Consider the following 14,945-nt stretch of genomic DNA (forward strand, 5'->3'; position numbering starts at 1 on the left):
TTTTTAGCGTGTGAAGTGATCTTCCTGACTCGGGACCGTCAGACGGCAACCGACGGATCCGGCCGGTCGCCGCGGGGGACGGCGCCGGTGGTCTCCAGGATGAGCGCGGCGACCAGGTCCGGGTCGTCGCTCATCGGCACGTGACCGCAACGGGGCAGCGTCACCACCCGTGCCGCCGGCAGGCCCGCCCGGACGCGCTCGGCCTGGTGAACGCCGAAGATCCGGTCGCGGTCGCCCCAGCCGACGGTCACCGGCACCGCCGGGTCGGACAGTCGATGGCAGTCGAAGCGGTAGTCGCGGGCGGCTCTGGCCACCGCGTTGAAGCCGCGTCCACGGCGTAGGGCGAGCGCGTCGCCCAGCGCGCGCTCGACGTCCAGCAGCGTCGGGCGGGCCATCAGCGGCGCGAAGCACAACGCCCGCAGGTACGCCGAGCGCAGCGCGACCCGCATGATCGGCGTGGGCAGGTACGAGTTGGCCCGGAGCATCCGGAGGATGGCCAGCGCCCGGCGGCGCTCCGCCGGGGTGAAGAAGCCGGCGGGGGAAAGTGCGGTGGCCGAGGCGACCGCCCCGGCGGCGGCGAGTTCCAGGGCGATCGCCCCACCGAGGCTGTAGCCGGCGACGTGCGGACGCGTCAGCCCCCACCCGGTCAGGACCGGCAGGACCCCGGCCACGGTGGCGGCCATGTCGGCGGGCATGCCGGTGCCGGGCACCGGCGAGTTCCCGAACCCGGGCAGGTCGAGCGCGATCACGTCGTGGTGGGCGGTGAGCCGGTCGAACACCGGCTCCCACGCCTGATGACGGTGACCGATGCCGTGGACGAGCACGAGCGGCTCCCCGCTGCCCGCCCGGCGGAAATGAACTGTCATGACCGCCCTCCCACCGACGTCCTGCCGAAGGACCGCCCGAGCTGGCGCACCTCGTCCTCCATCTGGTCGACCATCGTCCGGCCGCCGAACCTGGTGATCAACGCGTCCGTCAAGCCGCTCAGCACCACCGGTCGCAGCGCCTGCACCACGGCGAGCGAGCGTGGCACGTACACCTTGCGTCTGCGGCGCTCGACACCGCGCAGCAGGGCCTCGACGCACTGCTCGACCGGGACGACCGTGGACAGCGGCCGTGGCAGCCGGCGCAGCGCGGTGCGGAACGACGCCAGGTCGTCACGGATGTCGCGGACCAGGTCGGTGTCGATCCAGATCGGATGCGCGGTGCCGACGGTGACGCCCTGCGGGCGGGTCTCCAGGCGCAGCACGTTGGCGAACTGCTCCACCCCCGCCTTGGACGCGCAGTAGGCGGCCATGCCGGGCATCGCCGTGAAGGCCGCGGCGGACGAGACGATCAGGACGTGACCACGGGCGGCGGTGACGTGGGGCAGCGCCGCGCTGACCGTGCGGATCGCGCCGCAGAGGTTCACCTCGACGGTACGGACCAGCGCGTCGACCGGTCCCACGGCGACGGTGCCGAGGTTCGCGATGCCCGCGTTGGCCACGACGACGTCGATGCCACCGAAGCGGTCCACGGTCGAGGCCACGGCGGCGTCCAACGCCGCCTGGTCGGTGACGTCGCACTCGTACCAGTGCGCGTCGAGGTCGGCGCTGAGCCGCTCGAGCAGCTCGCCCTCCAGGCCGACGAGGGCGACCCGGGCCCCGCGGGCGACGGCCTCGCGGGCCAGTTGCGCCCCGATGCCGCGCGCCGCGCCGGTGATGAGAATGGTCTTGCCGGCCAGGTCATAGCGCATCGGCATGCTCCCGTTCCGAGTCGTTGGGGGTGCTGCCGGCCGAAACGGTCCGGTAGTCGGCCGGGCGGAAGCGGCGCAGACGCATCCGGAAGCTGGTCGCGAGGCCCGGCCAGACGGTGGTGTTGCGGCCGGTGGCGTCGAGATACCAGCTCGAACAGCCGGTCTGCCAGACGGTGCCGGCCATCTTCTGGTCGATCCGCTCGGTCCAGCGCTGTTGCGCCTGCGCGGTGGGCTCGATGGCCTGGATGCCCGTGGCCCGCATGTGCCGCAGGGCCGCGAGGACCAGGCGCAACTGCGCCTCGATCATCAGCACCACCGAGGTGTGCCCGAGCCCGGTGTTCGGGCCGAGCAGGAAGAACAGGTTGGGGAAGCCGGCGATGGTGGTGCCCCGGTACGCGTGCATGCTCGGGGTCCAGGCCTCGCTCAGGCTACGTCCGGCACGGCCGTGGATGCGCCGCACGACGGGGGAGTCGGTGACATGGAAGCCGGTGCCGAAGATGACCGTGTCCGCCGCGTGGTGCACACCGTCGTCGGTGACGAGGCCGTCCGGCACGAGCCGGGCGATGCCGGCGGTCACCACGTCGACGTTGGGCCGGGTGAGCGACGGCCAGTAGTCGTTGGAGATCAGCACCCGCTTGCAACCCATCGTGTACCGGGGGGTGAGCTTGTCCCGCAGGTGCTGGTCGGGGACCTGCCGGCGCAGCGTACGCAGTGACAGCCGGGAGGCGAAGCGGTTGAGCGCCGGGTACAGGAAGCCCAGGCCCAGGCTCTCGCGGAGCAGATAGAGCCGTGCCCGGGCGAGGCGTTGCGCGCCGGGCACTGTGCGAAACGCGGCCTGCTCGACAGCGCTGATCCGGCGCGACAGCCTCGGCATGATCCACGCGGGGGTGCGCTGGAAGAGCGTCAGCTTCTCGACCGTCGGCTGGATCTGGGGCACGAACTGGACGGCGGAGGCGCCGGTGCCGATCACCGCGACGCGGCGGCCGGTGAGGTCGTGATCGTGCCGCCACCGCGCCGAGTGGAACACGGTGCCGGCGAACTCGTCGATCCCGGGCAGGTCGGGGATGGCCGGGTCGCTGAGCGGGCCGGCCGCACAGATCAGGACCCGGGCGGTGTGCTCGCCGCCGGAGGTGCGCAGCAGCCACCGTTGGCGCTGATCGTCCCACCTCGCCTCGTGCACCTCGTGGCGCAGCCGCAACCTCGGGCGGATCCCGAAGCGGTCGACGCAGCCGCGCAGGTAGTCCCAGATCTCCGGCTGACCGGAGAAGGTGTTGGACCAGTTCGGGTTGGGCGCGAAGGAGAACGAGTAGAGGTGCGACGGGACGTCGCAGGCGCAGCCGGGGTAGCTGTTGTCCCGCCAGGTGCCGCCGACGTCGTCACCCCGGTCGAAGACGAGAAAGTCGGTGAAGCCGGCCCGCTGCAGGCGGATGGCGGCGCCCAGGCCACCGAAGCCGGCGCCGATGATGGCAACGTCTGTCTCCATTCACTCCTCCGTGGGCTCGGTTGCGGCGGCTGGGTCGGGCTCGGGCGGCCAGGGCGGATCGCCCACGCCGGTGACGCGTACGCCGCCCCACGGGTCGACCTCGGCCAGTCGGGCGGGTCGGACCCGGTCGGCGATGCGCACCTCGACGTCGCGCCGCCCGCGGCGCAGCAGGTGGGTCACCAGTGGCGCCGGTTCGATCCGCCCACCCCAGTGGAAGCGACCGTCGACCGGCTCCCACCGCCCGCTGAGATGCACCCGGACCGAGATGCCCTCGACACCCGCCGGGCCGTGGTAGGTCACGGCACGATCCGTTCGTGGGCGCGGGTCAGCTCGGGCGGCAGGTCGGCGCTGGCGCGTACCCCCTCGATGCCGCTCCACAGCAGAGTGGTCAGGTAGTCGGTGAGGGCGGCCCGGCTGATCGGCTGGCCGTGCGTGGTCCACCAGTCGCCGACCGCCTGCACGAAGCCCACCAGGCCGTACGCCCAGGGCTCCGCCGGGCCGGCGTCCAGCCCCAGCGCCCGTAACCGGTCACCGATCACCCGGGCCAGCCCGGCGGCGACCTGCCGGCTGGTGCCGGCGACCACCTGGTGGATGCCGGGTTGACCGGACTGTCGCATCAGGAACCGGTAGAGCGTGGGCTGTGACTCGATCACCCCGAGGTACGCGTCGATCGTCGCCTCGACCAGGTCACGTTCCTCGCGGACCTGCTCGATCGCCGGCGCGATGGCGTCGACCACCCGGGCCGCCACCACCTCGCTCACCGCGACCCAGAGCTGCGACTTGTCGGCGAAGTAGCGGTACAGGACCGGTTTGCTGACGCCCGCGGTGGCGGCGACCTGTTCCATGTCGACGTCCGGGCCGTGTCGCAGCAGCGCCTGCACGGCGGCGCCGACCAACTCCTGCCGTCGGTGCTCACGATGGTCTGCCCAGCGGTCCCGGCGGCCGTTGCCCTTCGCTTTCGGATCGTCGGCCGGAGGTGGGTCGGATGCATTGACATCAGTGAGCGGCGATTGCATGCTACTACTCGTAACAGTTACCGGCCGTCACGTCAATATGGAGGAGTCATGGAGGCCGCACCGGCGAAAACCGAGCGCGCGGCGGTCGCCGAGCGACTGCTCACGTCCACACTGCGGACCAGCTACGACCCCACCGTCGAGATCGACTGGGACGCCCCGCACATTCCCGGCGCCTACTGGCTGCCCCCACAACGCAGCAGCCTCTACGGCACGCCGTTGTGGGAGCGGCTCAGCGAGGAGCAGCGCGTCGAACTGACGAGGCACGAGGTGGCCAGCGCCGCCAGCGCCGGGCTGTGGTTCGAGACGATCCTCATGCAGATGCTGATCCGGGAGTACTACCGCGCCGACCCGACCAGCCGCCAGGCCCAGTACGCGTTGACCGAGGTCGCCGACGAGTGCCGCCACTCCATCATGTTCGGCCGGCTGATCGAGGCGATGGGTTGCCCGGTCTACCGCGCGAGCACTGTGGACCACCACCTCGGGCGCTTCCTCAAGGCCACCGCCAGCGGACCCCGGATGTACGCCGCGATCCTCATCGCGGAGGAGATCCTCGACGCGTTCCAGCGCGAGATCATGGCGGACGAGTCGCTCCAACCGTTGATCCGGATGGTCTCCCGCATCCACGTCGTGGAGGAGGCGCGGCACGTCCGGTTCGCCCGCGAGGAGTTGGCCGCCGCGGTGGCGGCCACCGGCCCGGTGGGCATGGCGTACGCCCGGCTGTTGGTCGGCCGCGCCGCCTACACGATCGCCAACCGCCTGGTCCATCCCGACGTGTACGCGGCGGTGGGCATTCCACCGGCGGTCGGTCGTGCCGCCGCCCGCGCCAACCCGCACTGGCGAGCCACCCTGCGCTGGTCGGCGGCGCGGGTGCACGCCAACCTGGCGGGTGTCGGCCTGGTGGCGGGGCCGGGGCGTCTGCTGTGGGCCCGGGCCGGGCTGATCTGACCGGTCGTCACCTGGGGCGACAGCGTGGGGGGTCCGGGGTTGTTGCTGATCTTCCGGTCGAGATCGGTTCAGGCGACGTCGCTGTCAGGCCCGTTCGACCCGGGCCTGCTGGTGATCGGTCAGCCGTAGCCCCACCCCGCGCACCACGTCGATGGTGGCCCCGGTGCCCAGGTCGGTCAGCTTGCGGCGCAGTCGCTTCACCAGCGACTGCACGTCCGCCTTGCGTTCGCGCCCCTCGTCACCCCAGACCGACCGGTGCAGCTCGGCGTAGCTCCACACCCGGGCCGGCTCGGTGATCAGGCAGGTCAGCAGGTCGTGTTCCAGCCGGGTGAGGTCGATCTCCCGATCTCCGCAGCGGGCGCTGGAGCGGGCGGAGTCGATCACCAGGGTGGCGACCGGCGCCGGTTCGGACGCGGCGGCGACCTGCTGCGGAGCGGCGATCAGCCGGCGCAGCTCGTCGAGGTCGGCGACCAGCAGCAGCGGCGCGATGCCGTCGAGAAGCTCCGCGAGCCGGATGCGCTCGGCCGGCGACGGGGTGACCGCGATCAGCAGCGGGAACGGCTCGTCGGCCGCATCACCCCTGTTCACCGTTGCCTCGTCCTTGGCCACCGCACCACCCGGGATCGATGGGCATCCCTGCCCAGCTCTCGTCACGGTTCTGACAATGATTGGCAAGCGCGCCGCCGGCCACTGCGACTCTTAGCGACAAGTTGCTCACGGCAAGTTCTTGATCGTCCGTTCTTCTCGATCATAGTGTCCACTCGGGCAACCGGCGTGACCCGCGCGGTGCATGGGGAGGTCCACCATGGCCCACTACACCCTGGGTCGTTCTGAGGGAGGCAGCACCTATGTTCAGACGTCCACAATGGCGGCGCGCAGCCAGATCGCTGGTGAGCGCCGGTGCGGCGACGATCCTCGCCGCGACATGCCTGGTCACCATCGGTTCGGGCGCGCAGGCCGCGCCGGGCGGTGCGATGGGGGCGGGCACCTCGACCGGGGACAAGATCCGACCCGAACTCGCCAAGCAGCTCCAGGCCAAGAGTGAAGGGGACTTCTGGATCCGGTTCAAGGACCGGGCGGACCTGAGCAAGGCCAGCGCCATCAAGGACTGGTCGAAGCGCGGCACAGCGGTGGCGGACGCGCTGCGCAAGACCGCCGCGGCGAGCCAGGGCAAGATCCGGGCCGACCTCGACAGCTCGGGCACGAAGTACCAGACCTTCTGGGCCACCAACGCCATCAAGGTGAACAGCGGCTCGCTGGCGATGGCGCAGAAGTTCGCCGGCCACTCGGAGGTCGAGGGCCTCTACGCCCCGGTCGCGTACAAGGTGCCGGAGACGACGAAGGGCGCCGACGAGAAGACGGTGAACGCCCTGGAGTGGGGCATCGCCAACATCAACGCCGACGACGTCTGGTCCCAGTACGGCGTCAAGGGCGAGGGCATCACCATCGCGAACATCGACACCGGGGTGCAGTTCGACCACCCGGCGCTGGTGAACTCCTACCGGGGCAACAACGGTGACGGGACCTTCGACCACAACTACAACTGGTTCAACGCCGCCAACGCCACCGGGGCCTGCGCGACAGCTCCCTGCGACGGCGACGGTCACGGTACGCACACGATGGGCACCATGGCCGGCTCCGACGGCGCGAACCAGATCGGTGTCGCCCCCGGGGTCAGGTGGATCGCGGCGAACGGGTGCTGCCCCAGTGACGCCGCCCTGATCGAATCCGGTCAGTGGATGCTGGAGCCGCTGGACCTCAACGGTCAGAACGCGGACGCGAGCAAGCGACCGAACATCATCAACAACTCGTGGGGCACCCGGGACCCGTCCAACGAGCCGTTCATGGAGGACGTGACGAACGCCTGGGCCGCGTCCGGCATCTTCGGCGTCTGGTCCAACGGCAACAGCGGACCGGCCTGCCAGACCAGTGGCTCGCCGGGCAGCCTCGCCAGCAACTACTCCACCGGCGCGTACGACATCAACAACAACGTCGCCGGCTTCTCCTCCCGCGGCGCCGGGCAGAACGGCGAGATCAAGCCCAACATCTCCGCGCCGGGCGTGAATGTCCGGTCGAGCATCCCGGGCAGCGCCTACGGCAGCATCAGCGGCACCTCGATGGCCGCGCCGCACCTCGCGGGCGCGATCGCGCTGCTGTACTCGGCGGCGCCGTCGCTGGTCGGTGACGTCAACGCGACCCGCGCACTGCTCAACGGCGCCGCGATCGACAAGGCCGACGACCAGTGCGGTGGCACCGCCGCCGACAACAACGTCTACGGCGAAGGCCGACTGGACGCCCTCGCGCTGCTCAACGCCGCCCCGACCGGCGACATCGGCACGCTGGCCGGCACCGTCACCGACGCGACCTCCGGCGCCCCGATCGCCGGCGCGACGCTGACGCTCACCGGCCCGTCCGAGCGTGAGCTCACCACCGGTGCCGACGGCAAGTTCTCGACCCAGCTGCCCACCGGTGACTACCAGGTCGCCGTCGCGGCGTTCGGGTACGGCGGCACCACCACGACGGCAACCATCGCCAAGGGCACGACCACGACGCTCAACGTCGCCCTCACCGCGGTGCCGAGTGTCAACGTCACCGGAGCGGTCACCGACGGCTCCGGCCACGGCTGGCCGTTGTACGCGAAGGTGACAGTGACCGGCGTGTCCGGCGTCTACGACTACACCACCCCGTCGAACGGCCGCTACAGCATCAAGCTGCCGGCCGGGCAGACGTACACCCTGACGTACGAGTCGCAGTACCCCGGCTACCAGACCGTCACCAAGCAGGTAGTGGTCGGCTCGAGCAACGTCACCGCCAACGTCGCCGTGCCGGTGGACACCACCGACTGCACCACCGCCGCCGGGTACACGTTCGGCTCCGACGGTGAGTACGAGACCTTCGACGCCACCACCACGCCGGCCGGCTGGACCGTCGTGGACAACGCGGGCAGCGGTCAGGTCTGGAAGTTCACCGACGACGGCAACCGGGGCAACCTGACCGGCGGCAGCGGCAACTTCGCGATGATCGACAGCGACGACTACGGTGCGGGCACCAGCCAGGACACCTCCCTGGTCAGCCCGGTGGTCGACCTGACCGCCGTCACCGCCCCGGTGATCCGGTTCAACCAGGACTTCAACCAGCTCAACGACGACACCGCCGACGTCGACCTGAGCATCGACGGCGGTGCCACCTGGACCAACGTGCTCCGGCAGGAGACGGACGTCCGGGGACCGAAGCTGACCGAGATCCCGATCCCGCAGGCCGCCGGTCAGGCGCGGGTGCAGGTCCGGTTCCACTACTACGACGCCTCGTACGAGTGGTGGTGGGAGGTCGACAACGTCCTGATCGGCAGCCAGGTGACCTGCGTGCCGGTCGACGGTGGTCTGGTCGTCGGCAACGTCCGTGACAAGAACGACGGCAGCTACGTCAACGGCGCGACCGTCACCAGCAAGGACCGGCCCGCCGAGAAGGCCGTCACGGTGGCGACCCCGGACGACCCGGAGCTGGCCGACGGCTTCTACTGGATCTACTCGTCGCTGACCGGCGAGCACCCGTTCACCGCGTCCGCCGGCAACTACGTCGGCCAGACCAAGACTGTCGACGTCGAGGCCGACTGGGCGACCACCGCGAACTTCCAGCTCGCGGCCGGCCGGCTGTCGGTGACGCCGACGCAGCTCAGCGCCACCCTCCAGATGCCCAACGGCAAGACCAGCAAGACGTTCACGGTGACCAACACCGGCGGCGCGCCGGTCGAGGTGAAGTTCGGTGAGCGGGACAACGGGTTCGAACTCCTGCGGGCGGACGGCTCCACTGTCACCCGGCAGCAGGTGCTCGGGTCCGGCGGCGCGCCGGAGCAGCGGCTCACCGTGCCGACGTCGTTCGCCGCCAAGGCGTCCGGCAAGGAGGCCAAGGCCGCTGCCGCTGCGGTCGGCCCGAACGCGGCGCCGTGGACCGACATCGCCAACTACCCGGCCACGATCATGGACAACCGGGTGGTGAACCTGGACGGCAAGGTGTACTCGCTCGGTGGCGGCAACGGTGAGGCGTCCACCACCAAGAACTACGCCTACGACCCGGCCGCGCAGACCTGGACGGCGATCGCCGACCTTCCGGGCGCCCGCAACGCCGTGACCGCCGGCGTGGTGAACGGCAAGATCATCGTCAGTGGTGGCTGGGGCGACGCCGGCCCGGACTCCGCCACCTGGTCGTACGACCCCGGGGCCAACACCTGGACCGAGCTGGCCGACAACCCGGCGCCCCGGGCCGCGGCCGGTCAGGGTGTCGTCGACGGCAAGCTGTACGCGGTCGGTGGCTGCACGACCGCGTCCTGCACGCCGATGTCGAACAGCGTGGTCCGGTACGACCCGACCAGTGACACCTGGGAGACGATGGCCAACTACCCGAAGTCGGTGGCCTTCGCCTCCTGCGGCGGGATCGACGGCGTCCTCTACTGCACCGGCGGCAACGACGGTTCCGCCGCGCAGAAGTCCAGCTACGCCTTCGACCCGGGTGCCAACACGTGGACCGCCATCGCCGACGCGCCGACCGACAACTGGGCCAGCGCGTACGCCGTCGCCAGCGGCAAGCTGCTCGTCGTCGGTGGTTCGCAGGGCGGGGCCATCAGCAACGCCGGCTTCGCCTACGACCCGGCCGCCGGTTCGTGGTCCAACCTGCCCAACGCCAACACCGCGCGGTACCGCGGCGGCGCGGCGTGCGGCTTCTACAAGATCGGCGGCTCGTCCGGCAGCTTCGACGCGGCTCCCGAGAGTGAGGTGCTCCCGGGCTTCGAGGGATGCTCCGAGTCGGCCGCCGACGTCAGCTGGATGACCGTCGACAAGTCGGAGGTCACCCTCGCACCGGGTGCGAAGGTCACTGTCACCGTCGGTCTGACGGCGAACGTGGACCAGCCGGGCACCTACTCCGGCGCGGTAGCGATCTCCGAGAACACCCCGTACTCGGTCGCGCCGGTCGCGGTGACCATGACCGCGAACCCCCCGAAGACCTGGGGCAAGCTCATGGGTACGGTCACCGGCACCAGCTGCCAGGGTGCGACCTCGCCGCTCGCCGGTGCGGTCGTGCAGGTCGACTCGTGGGCGGCGTCGTACACCTTCGCCACCGATGCCGAGGGCAAGTACGCCTACTGGGTGGACCGCCGCAACAACCCGCTCACGATGATCGTGGCCAAGGACGGCTGGAAGCCGCAGACCCGCCAGACCCGGATCGACACCGCGACCCCCACGGTGGAGAACTTCGGGTTGGCGCCCATCAGGTGCTGACGGCCGAGCACTAGTCGCGTGACGTCCGGCCCGCCTGGTCCTCGACCAGGCGGGCCGGACCGCGCCCGGGGTGATCAGACGGGCGCGAGCCGGAATCCGACGCCGCGTACCGAGTGGATCGTCGCCGCGGCGTTGAGCCTGGCGAGTTTGGCGCGCACCCGGCGGACCACCGAGTGCATGTCCGAGCCCCGGCCGAGGTGCCGGTTGCCCCAGACCTCCAGGTGCAGCCGCTCGTAGGTCCACACCTGCCCGGGGGCGTGCACAAGGCAGAGCAGCACGTCGTGCTCCAACCGGGTCAGGTCGATCTCCTGGTCACGCCACCGCAGCACCCGACGGTCGGAGTCGACCGCCAGGTCCGGTGGCGGGGGCTGCGGGCTCGGCGCCACCTCGGCGCGCGCCGCGGTGGTCGGCGGGGCCGGTGCGGCGGGCGCCTCGACCACCCCGAGAAACTCTCGCGCCTGGTCGACTGTCGAGACGATCAGAAAGGCGTCGCTGCCGCCGAGCAGCCGGGCCAGATGTCGCCGCTCGGCCGGCGAGGATGCGATGCCGATGACCAGGCTGGCGACTGGAATTTCCTGCATGTGCCAACACCTTCCGGTTCCCCACATCACTCCGGATGGATTGTCGTACCGCCGACCGAGACATCGATCGGCGTCCTGACCCTAGTGGTGGCTGATCTCGGCTGGGTAAAACATAGTTGCATGTAAGCATGTGAATCCCGTTGCGCCGACCAGGCCACCCGACCCCACCGCCGACCATGCGCTTCTCCGGAAGCGGCGGGGGTGGTTGTGACAGAACCAAGACAATCCGAGGACGGCGTACGGACCTGCGGGGGCGAGCATGGTCGCCATGTCCACCGGATCGCTGTACTCCGTCGGGCGCCCGACACCCGGTCCGGCGCGCCCGCTGCCCCACGCCCGCGCGGCGGTGCCGTTGGGGCTCCGACTGCTCGCCGCGGCGCTGTGTGGTCTGCTCGCGCTGACCCTCACCGCCGCTGTCTTCGTGCGGACCTATCCCGGGCAGTGGCTGGACGGGGTGCTCCTGCCGCCCGCCGAATCCGGCGGCGGGTACGAGCAGCGGACAGCGCTCGTGGGCCCGGCCAAGACCGTGCTGGCCACCTTCGGCAACCCGACGCTCATCGCGGCCCTGCTCGGCGTGGTGCTGCTGGTGGGTGTGCTGCGCCGCCGGCTGGTGGCGGGCGTCGTCGGCGTGGGCATGGTCGTCTGCGCGGTGCTGGTGGCCGGCGCGGTGAAGACACAACTGCCCCGCCCGGACCTGCAGATCGAGAGTTCCACCACCCACAACAGCTTTCCCAGCGGTCACGTCGCGGCGGCGACCGCCCTGCTGCTGGCGTTTCTGCTGGTCCTTCCCGGTTGGGCCCGGCGCTGGCTGGCGGTGCCGGGTGCGGCGGGAGTCTCGGTGATCGCCGCCGCCACGATGATCGCGGGCTGGCACCGGTTCAGCGACGTGCTCGGTGGCGTACTGCTGGGGGTGACACTGTTTCTCCTGGCCGCGGCCGCGTTGGCGGCCCGGCCCACCGACCACGACGCGGCCGGCGGTTCGGCCGGCGGCGGCCTCTGGCGCGGGCTGGCCGAGGCGGCGGTCGGGCTGGTCGTGCTGGTCTGGGCGCTGGTGGTGGTCGTGCCCGGTCTGGCCGCGTCGGTGCAGCGCGGGCCGCTGGTTGCGATCGTGGCCGCGGCCGTTTCGACGATGTTCCTGGTGGGCGCTGTGGTGTTCCTGGTGCGTTCGACGGATTTCGCGGTGCCGAGGGCGGCGCGGAGCCCCGCGCAGCCGCAGCCGTCGACCGAAGCCCGAAAGATCTCATGATGGGATACTTGACGACATGTCCCAGGTGCTGTTGATCGAAGACCACCAGACGGTGCGCGACGGACTGCAGTTGGCGCTCACCCGGCAGGGCCACACGGTGCACGCCGTGGGCACCGGTGAGCAGGGGCTGGAGCGACTGCGCGCGGCCCCGTCCGATGTCGTGGTGCTCGATCTCATGCTGCCCGGGATGGACGGGTTCGAGGTCTGCCGCCGGATCCGGCAGCTCGGTGACCTGCCGATCATCATGCTCACGGCCCGCAACGACGACATGGACGTGGTCGCCGGCCTGGAGGCCGGCGCCGACGACTACGTGGTCAAGCCGGTGCAGGCCCGGGTCCTGGAGGCGCGCATCCGCGCGGTGCTGCGACGCACCGGTGGCGACTCGCGGCGCGGCGGCGAGCGGGCCGGCCTGGAACAGCACGGCGCGTTGACCATCGACCGGGCGGCCCTGGTGGTCAGCAAGGACGGGACGCCGGTCAGCCTCGCCCCCACGGAGCTGCGGCTGCTGCTCGAACTCTCGCACACGCCCGGTCAGGTGCTCAGCCGGCAGCAACTGCTGGAGGCCGTGTGGGAGCACGGGTATCTCGGTGACTCGCGACTGGTGGACGCGTGCGTCCAGCGGGTCCGCGCCAAGATCGAGGCCGATTCGTCGGCGCCGGTCTTCATCCAGACCGTGCGTGGTTTCGGATACCGGTTCGGGCCGCTGTGACCTTCTGGCGCTCGGTCGCCGCCCAGGCATCGAGCCTGCGGGTCCGGCTGCTGCTGGCGTTCGCGCTGCTCGGGGTCACCACCACGGCCGTCGTGGCCAGCGGCAGCTACTTCCAGGCCCGGACCGTCATCCTCCAGCAGGCGCAGGACGCCGCGGTGATGTCGCTGACCGACCAGCTCACCAAGGTCTACCCGATCGCCCAGCTTCCGCCGACCCAGAACGACCTGGACCTGTTGGCCCAGCGGCTCTCCGACCGCGAGGGCTTCGCGGTGGTCATCTACCGGGACATGCGGGCACAGGGCTCGCAGACACCCGCCCCGCTCAGCCCCGAGCTGCGGGCGGAGGTCGGCGACGGTCAGATCGCCTGGCAGCGTGTCTCGCAGCACGGGCGGCCCTGGCTGCTCATCGGCACCCAACTGCGGCTCGAGCGCCCCGACGGCACGGCCCACCCGTCCGGGTTGGAGGTCTACTCGGTGCGCGATCTCGTGCCCGAGCAGCAGAGCATCGACCAGCTCGCCACCAGGGCGTGGTGGACCGGAGGGTTGTCCCTGCTCCTCGCCGTCCTGCTGGCCCTGCTGTCCGCCCGGGGGGTCCTGCGACCCGTCCGCGACCTGGGCCGAGCGGCCCGCCGCCTCGGCGAGGGCGACCTGAGCACCCGGCTGACGGTCCGGGGCGTGGACGAGCTGGCCGACGTGGCGCGGACCTTCAACGACACCGCCGGCACGCTGGAGCGGCAGGTCGGTGAGCTGCGGCGGATGGAATCCGACGCCCGCCGCTTCGTCGCCGACGTCTCGCACGAGCTCCGCACCCCGCTGGCCGCGATGACGGCGGTCACCGACGTGCTCGACGAGGAGGCCGAGCACCTGCCCGGGGACGCGGGCCGGGCCGCTCGGCTGGTCAGCCAGGAGACGCAGAACCTCACCCACCTGGTCAACGATCTCATCGAGATCAGCAGGTTCGACTCCGGCACGGCCCGGCTCGCCCTCGACGACGTGGACGTGGGCGCGGCGGTGACCGCGACCCTGCGGATCCGCGGCTGGACCGACCGGGTACGCGCCGACCTGCCTCCCGCTGTGGTGGCCCGGCTCGATCCCCGCCGGCTGGACGTCATCGTCGCCAACCTGGTCGGCAACGCCTTCCGGCACGGTGCCGAGCCGGTGACCGTACGCGTGAGCGCCGATCCGGACTGGGTCACCATCGAGGTGGCCGACCAGGGGCCGGGGCTGGACCCGGAGGTGTTACCGCACGTGTTCGACCGCTTCTACAAGGCCGACACGGCGCGGACCCGCTCCGAGGGCAGCGGCCTCGGCCTCGCCATCTCCTGGGAGAACGCGCGGCTGCACCGCCACGGCGAGCGCCGGGGGGCTCTCGTCGCCGGCAACGCCCCGGGTGGCGGCGCGGTCTTCACGCTCCGGCTGCCCCGCGAGACGACGGACACCGGGGGTGCCCGGTGACCGGCCGGCGCACCGGGCGGGCGCTGCTCGCCGGCGCACTGCTGCTCGGTCCGCTGCTGGCGGGGTGCGGGGTACGGCCCAGCCTCGTCATCACCGGTCGTCCCGCGGTCAGCGGCCCCGCGCAGGGAGTCGGGCTCTACCTGGTCGCGCAGGGCGAACTGGTGCTGGTCCTGCGCCCGGCCCGGGGGGATTCCTCACCGACCAAGGCACTTGCCCTGCTCGCCGCCGGCCCGCAGCCGAACGAACGCGACCAGGGTCTGACCAGCGACGTGCCGACCGGGTTGAACCCGGTCGTCGAGGTGACGCCCACGGCCGGTCGGTTCGGTGGTCTCACGGTGCGCGTCACCGGGACGGCGCAGGCGTTGTCGCCGACGGCGACCGACCAGATCATCTGTACGGTGTCCGACGCCGCCGCCCAGGCCGGCGTGGTGGCAAGCTCGGGCCCGGTCACCATCGTCGGGTCCGACGGTGCCCAGCCAGCCCGCCGGTGTCCCGCCAGGTGA

Annotated in this window: 13 protein-coding genes; 6 read left to right on the plus strand and 7 right to left on the minus strand. The window is 71.3% G+C overall.

Features of this window, described 5'->3' with window-relative positions:
* Nucleotides 1-38 precede the first annotated feature (38 nt).
* Genes AB0C03_RS29415 through AB0C03_RS29435 form a run of 5 tightly spaced genes read right to left on the minus strand, consistent with a single transcriptional unit; the run spans nt 39 to nt 4,234 of the window.
* Entirely contained in the window at nt 39-866 is an 828-nt protein-coding gene (locus tag AB0C03_RS29415) for an alpha/beta fold hydrolase (protein WP_036412430.1), read from the minus strand.
* The gene (locus tag AB0C03_RS29420) at nt 863-1,741 is read right to left on the minus strand and encodes an SDR family oxidoreductase (protein WP_036412428.1); all 879 of its coding nucleotides are present in this window, start codon (nt 1,739-1,741) and stop codon (nt 863-865) included. Before AB0C03_RS29420 ends, AB0C03_RS29415 begins: the two co-directional genes overlap by 4 nt.
* Nucleotides 1,725-3,218, minus strand: a complete 1,494-nt coding sequence (locus AB0C03_RS29425; RefSeq protein ID WP_051708821.1) for a flavin-containing monooxygenase — start codon at nt 3,216-3,218, stop codon at nt 1,725-1,727. The genes AB0C03_RS29420 and AB0C03_RS29425 overlap by 17 nt, the downstream gene beginning before the upstream one ends.
* Nucleotides 3,219-3,518: a DUF4873 domain-containing protein gene (locus AB0C03_RS29430; protein ID WP_030337027.1), complete on the minus strand. Its 300-nt coding sequence runs from the start codon at nt 3,516-3,518 to the stop codon at nt 3,219-3,221.
* On the minus strand, nt 3,515-4,234 hold the full coding sequence (locus tag AB0C03_RS29435) for a TetR family transcriptional regulator (protein WP_030337026.1): 720 nt from the start codon (nt 4,232-4,234) through the stop codon (nt 3,515-3,517). The genes AB0C03_RS29430 and AB0C03_RS29435 overlap by 4 nt, the downstream gene beginning before the upstream one ends.
* A 48-nt stretch (nt 4,235-4,282) precedes the next feature.
* On the opposite strand from AB0C03_RS29435, the gene AB0C03_RS29440 reads away from it, so the two are divergent.
* Entirely contained in the window at nt 4,283-5,179 is an 897-nt protein-coding gene (locus tag AB0C03_RS29440; RefSeq protein ID WP_030337025.1) for an AurF N-oxygenase family protein, read from the plus strand.
* Nucleotides 5,180-5,263: 84 nt separating this feature from the next.
* Here AB0C03_RS29440 and AB0C03_RS29445 read toward each other — a convergent pair whose 3' ends face one another.
* Complete coding sequence (locus AB0C03_RS29445; RefSeq protein ID WP_245233752.1) at nt 5,264-5,767, minus strand: winged helix-turn-helix domain-containing protein; 504 nt, start codon at nt 5,765-5,767, stop codon at nt 5,264-5,266.
* Nucleotides 5,768-6,069: 302 nt separating this feature from the next.
* On the opposite strand from AB0C03_RS29445, the gene AB0C03_RS29450 reads away from it, so the two are divergent.
* Nucleotides 6,070-10,452 (plus strand): S8 family serine peptidase, encoded by a 4,383-nt coding sequence (locus AB0C03_RS29450; protein ID WP_357640348.1) that lies wholly within the window; start codon nt 6,070-6,072, stop codon nt 10,450-10,452.
* A gap of 74 nt (nt 10,453-10,526) precedes the next feature.
* Here the strand turns inward: AB0C03_RS29450 and AB0C03_RS29455 are convergent, their stop codons facing one another.
* Nucleotides 10,527-11,033 (minus strand): winged helix-turn-helix domain-containing protein, encoded by a 507-nt coding sequence (locus AB0C03_RS29455; protein ID WP_030337020.1) that lies wholly within the window; start codon nt 11,031-11,033, stop codon nt 10,527-10,529.
* A gap of 268 nt (nt 11,034-11,301) precedes the next feature.
* Between AB0C03_RS29455 and AB0C03_RS29460 the strand changes: the two genes are divergently transcribed.
* From AB0C03_RS29460 to AB0C03_RS29475, 4 genes are read left to right on the plus strand one after another with little or no spacing between them, the layout of a single operon-like run.
* Nucleotides 11,302-12,279 carry a phosphatase PAP2 family protein gene (locus AB0C03_RS29460; protein WP_357640352.1) on the plus strand — a complete coding sequence of 326 codons (978 nt, stop codon included), beginning with the start codon at nt 11,302-11,304 and terminating at the stop codon, nt 12,277-12,279.
* 16 nt (nt 12,280-12,295) lie between these two features.
* A complete protein-coding gene (locus AB0C03_RS29465) occupies nt 12,296-12,988 on the plus strand; it encodes a response regulator (protein WP_030337016.1) in 693 nt (230 codons plus the stop codon).
* A complete protein-coding gene (locus AB0C03_RS29470) occupies nt 12,985-14,442 on the plus strand; it encodes an ATP-binding protein (RefSeq protein WP_210860918.1) in 1,458 nt (485 codons plus the stop codon). The genes AB0C03_RS29465 and AB0C03_RS29470 overlap by 4 nt, the downstream gene beginning before the upstream one ends.
* Nucleotides 14,439-14,945, plus strand: coding sequence for a hypothetical protein (locus AB0C03_RS29475; protein ID WP_245233750.1), 507 nt, complete (start codon nt 14,439-14,441; stop codon nt 14,943-14,945). The genes AB0C03_RS29470 and AB0C03_RS29475 overlap by 4 nt, the downstream gene beginning before the upstream one ends.

The organism is Micromonospora parva, assembly GCF_040649675.1.
GTDB classification, from domain to species: domain Bacteria; phylum Actinomycetota; class Actinomycetes; order Mycobacteriales; family Micromonosporaceae; genus Micromonospora; species Micromonospora parva.